2 protein-coding genes are annotated in these 4,630 nt (G+C 50.1%); one reads left to right on the forward strand and one right to left on the reverse strand.

Annotated elements, in window-relative coordinates:
• Nucleotides 1-370: 370 nt before the first annotated feature.
• Complete coding sequence (locus tag Q0257_RS04350; RefSeq protein WP_298022005.1) at nt 371-3,814, reverse strand: acyl-[ACP]--phospholipid O-acyltransferase; 3,444 nt, start codon at nt 3,812-3,814, stop codon at nt 371-373.
• A gap of 97 nt (nt 3,815-3,911) precedes the next feature.
• On the opposite strand from Q0257_RS04350, the gene Q0257_RS04355 reads away from it, so the two are divergent.
• Nucleotides 3,912-4,439 (forward strand): hypothetical protein, encoded by a 528-nt coding sequence (locus Q0257_RS04355; RefSeq protein ID WP_298022008.1) that lies wholly within the window; start codon nt 3,912-3,914, stop codon nt 4,437-4,439.
• The last annotated feature ends 191 nt before the right edge of the window (nt 4,440-4,630 follow it).

The raw sequence follows: 4,630 nt of genomic DNA on the forward strand, positions 1-4,630 counted from the left end.
TCTCTCCGCACATACGCCATTGAAATTTCTTTCTGCACGCCCGCCGTTAAAACTCTCCCCGCAGCTCTGCCGTAAAATTTCGCCGGGCATCTGATTCAAGAATTTTGTCTATCTGCGTAGCGAGCGGCTGCCGTCTGTCCGTAAAATTCAGCATAAATTTGACGCTGCGACCGCACGCGGCTGTCGCTCCAAATAAACCGCAGCATAACCCGCGAGATCGCTCGCCGCTAGGAGCTAAAGCCGCAAAGCCGTGCGGCGGTGACAAAGCATAAATTTAAAAGAGGAATTTTGCTCTTTACGCTACTTCGCGCAAATAGCGCGGCAAGGCGTAAATTTAAAATTTAGAGCGTAAATTTTAAGGCTTTAAAATTTACAGCCCGAGCTCTATCGCCAGATCCTTTACCGCTTTGAGATTTACCTTGCCGCTGCCGAGCACCGGGATTTGCTCCACTTTTTTCACGACGCTTGGCTGCATTATCGGTGCAAGCGCGGAGTCCTTTAGACGGCGCAAAATTTCATCCTCGCTCGCCTCGCCCACGTAAAGCAGAGCGATCTTTTCGCCCTTTTTCTCGTCTTTTAGGTTCACGCACGAATAGATCGCGCTCTCGCCCAAAATTTCGCCCACGGCGCTTTCTACCGCGCCCAGACTTATCATCTCGCCGCCGATTTTGGCAAAGCGCGAAAGGCGGTCGGTGATAAATAAAAACCCATCGTCGTCGATATAGCCGATGTCGCCGCTTTTGTAGTAGCGCACGTCGTTTATTTGCGCGATCGCTTCGGCGGTTTTTGCCGGTTCATCGTAGTATTCCTTCATAACCTGATGTCCGCCGATTAAGATAAGCCCCTCCTGCCCGTTTGGCAGCGGCTGCAGCGAGGCGGGATCGGTGATCTTTATGACCGTGCCCGCAAGCGGCAAGCCGACGCTCTTTTCGCGGTTGAAGTGAAGCTCTTTGAAAAAATCGGGCTCGAGGACATTCGGCGTATTTACGCTCACCACCGGCGCAGTCTCGGTCGTGCCGTAGCCCTCGTAAATTTCGATGCCGAATTTTATCTTAAATTCCTTGCGGACGTTTTCGTTTAGCTTCTCCGCGCCCGCAATCGCCAGGCGGATGCTTGCTAACATAAGCGGATTGAGCCTTTTATTTTTGGTGTAGAGCCTAAAAAACGTCGAAGTACCGAACATTATCGTAGCGCCGTATTTTGCGCTCATCTTGCCGACGCTAAAGGCGTCCGTAGGATCGGGCACGTGGATGCTTAAAATTCCGTCGTTTAGCGGAAATAGCGTCGTTACGGTAAGCCCGAAGCAGTGAAAGATCGGCAGCGACGCTAAAATCGCGTCGTGCTCGGTGGCGTTTATGAGCTCCGAGATTTGTCGGACGTTCGCCATTATATTTTTGTGCGTTAAAACCACGCCTTTGGGCTTTCCCTCGCTGCCGCTGCTAAATAAAATTGTCGCTACGTCATCTATCGCGTGCGGCTTAAAATACAGCGCGCGAAATAAAATTTTAGGCATCAGCAGCGATTTTAGCGCGCAGGCTATGCGCTCGTTTTTAGAGGCGCCCTCGCTTAGATCTTCAAGATACACGAGCCGATCGCCGATCGAGCTTTCCAGCTCAAAGCCCTTTGATTTGAGCTTTTCTACGAATTTGCGCGAGCTGATGATCGTGCGGATGTTTGCTTTATCTGCGCAGTAGATTAAATTTTCTTCGCTTAGCGTGTAGTTTAAATTTACGCTCGTTTTGCCCATCGCAAAAAGCGTTAAATTTACGGCGCTTGCGATGACCGAGCTAGGCAAAATGATACCGACGTTTTCCTCGCTGCCTATGCGGCTCTTTAGCCTTTTGCGAAGTATCAAAACGGCGCTCATCATCGCTAAATTTGTGAGACTTGCTCCCGTGCTATCGACCGCCACGCGCTTAAAAGGCGATCGTTTGGCCTGATTTAGCCAGTTGTAAGCAAGCGGCTTTAGGCTTGCGAGGTATTTGCCCCAGCTGAAAAACGATAGCTCCGTTACCGCACGTTTTACTTCATGCGCCTTGGAATTTGCCTCGATCGGCGCGCCGAAACTTACGCGAAGCGCATTTTTGCCGCTTTGCGAGATCGTTCTTTTATAATGCTCGCTGGCGCGCGAAAACGTCGATCCCCAAAGCCCTCTGATATAAAAAGGCACGATTACGGAGTTCGTATCGTGCGCGGCGAGCTCAAATCCGCCCTGAAACTCGTCTATGCGGCCGTTGTAGCTGATGTGGCCTTCTGGGAAGAGCCCGACCACTTCACCAGCATTTAGCGCCTCGCGGATGCTTTCGATCGCGCTTTTACTAACGCCCGCTCCGATCGGAATGACGCGGAAAATTTTAAAAAACCACTTCAAATACCACAGATCGTAGTAGCTGCGATGCATTACGAAGCGCACCCCGCGCGGGCAGGCAAGCTGCACCACCGCCCAATCGATCCAGCTGATATGGTTGCCCAAAAGCAGTACGCCGCCTTTTTGCGGGATGTTTTCGATGCCGTCTACGTGGACTTGATAGCCAAATTTCATAAACGGAATGAGTAAAATTCTAACGAAAAGCTGCGGCAGATATTTCGCGCCGAAGATCCCGCAGATGAGCACGCACAGTGCCGCCATAACGAAAATTTCGCCGCTGGCGACCGCAAAATGCACCAAGATGATGGCGATGAGCAAAAACAGCACCATAAAGATATTTTGGATAAAATTTGAGCCCGCAAGCACCCGCCCCATGCGCTCGTCGGCGGTAAAAAACTGAATTACGGCGTTGAGCGGCACGATGAAAATTCCGCCGCTAAATCCGAAGAAAAACGACGCCGTGCCGAGCCAAAATACCGAGTGCGCGTTGGCTAGCACCATTAGCGCGAGTGCAAGGCCAAATGCACCGAACGGCACGATACCGAGCTCGATATGTTTTTTGCAGTAGCTGCCCGCAAAGATCGAGCCTAGCGCGATTCCGATCGCGCTAAGAGCTAAGATCACCTGGATCACCATTACGTTGTCGCTGCCGCTAAGAGCTTTGTAGTGAGCCGGGAAGGTCGCGATCACAAGCTGCGAGACAGCCCAAAACATCGCAAGTCCGAGCGTGCAGAGTAGGACGTTTTTGTCTTTGATTACAAATTTTAAATTTTGCTTCAAGTAGCGCAGGTGGAGATATTCTTTCGTGTCAAATTCCGCCTGCGGCTGCGCGGCGTCGAAGAATGGAATTTTATACGAGTAGTATGTTTCAAGCGCAGAGCCCGCGACCAAAAGCACGCCGATGAACCAAACCGAGCTCATTAGCTCGCCCGCGTCGCTGCTGCGGGCTGCAAACAGCTCGAAAATCACCGAAAACACAAGCGATGAAAGCAGAATCGCGATGATGGTAAGAGCCTGTACGAGGCCGTTTGCCGCGCCTAAATTTTTCGCGCCGACGATCTTTTTAATCAGGCCGTATTTGGCGGGCGAGTAGATCGCGCTTTGCGCCGCAAGCAGGATCGTCATAAAAAATGCGAAATAAAACCACCCACACAGATAACCTAGCGTAATGAGCGCGGTAAGCGCGACGCCAAGTTTTGCGCAGATCCGCGTGATGCGGGTACGCGAGAATTTATCGTTGAGATAGCCGCTGGCGCTAAAAAGAAATACGTAAGGCAGTAAAATCAGCAAATTTACAAGCGAGGTAAGGGCGATGAGAGCGCCGGAATCGGCGCTTTTTACAAGGACGTTTTGAATCGTGATCTTATGGCCCAGATCGACGCTTGCGTTGATAAACATAATCGCCAAAAACGGCAAAAATCCGTTGATTTTTAATAAAGATTTCAAGCTATCTCCTTTAAAAACGGGATTTTATCTCACGGAAGTTAATAGACGCAAATTTAAGGCGGCTTCGCTACAATTACGCAAAAATTAAAGGAAAAATATGAAAGTTCAAATCACAAATCACGACGTCGATAACCTCAATAAATTTATGCTGCTTTACAGCAAAAAGGCGCGCAAGCAGCGCCTAGTCAGCACCTACGCCATACCGTTTGAGTTTTTGCTTATGGGCATCATCATCGACGGGCTTTTAAAAACGGCGCCGATTGCGAGCGTGGCGTCGGTTATTTTGGGCGCGGCGTGGCTTATTTTTTATCCGAAATTTTACCGCCGCATGCTAAGAAAACATCTCTCTGCCGCTAAGCTCGCGCAAGACTCGAGCATAGAGATGGAATTTATCGCGGGCGAGTATGAAATTTCATTTTCAAAGGGCGAGCCGCGCGCAAGCGAGAAATTTGCCGCGCGCTCGCTAAATCGAATCGCTGCGGGCGGGGAGAATTTTTTCTTGGCGTTTGATCGCGGCTTTCATATTGTGCTTCCAAAAAATGCCGAGACGGACGCTGCGGTGCAGCAGCTCGCGGATCTGCGCGGGCTACAGATCGAATCCGTGGATATGGACGTTGAAATTTAGAGCTTTAATTTTAAATTCACGGCTCGTAAAATTCGCGATATAAATTTAAAATTCTAGAATTCTGCCTTTGGAATTCGGGTTGCAGCGGCGTTTATTTGTAAAATCCATTTAAATTTTTGTTCGTGATATCGTAATCTTGGGGCGGGAAGGGGGCTTGAATTGCGAGGTCGCTCCCCTTCCCGCCCCAAACC

It is taken from the genome of uncultured Campylobacter sp. (assembly GCF_938018035.1).
Taxonomy (GTDB): domain Bacteria; phylum Campylobacterota; class Campylobacteria; order Campylobacterales; family Campylobacteraceae; genus Campylobacter_B.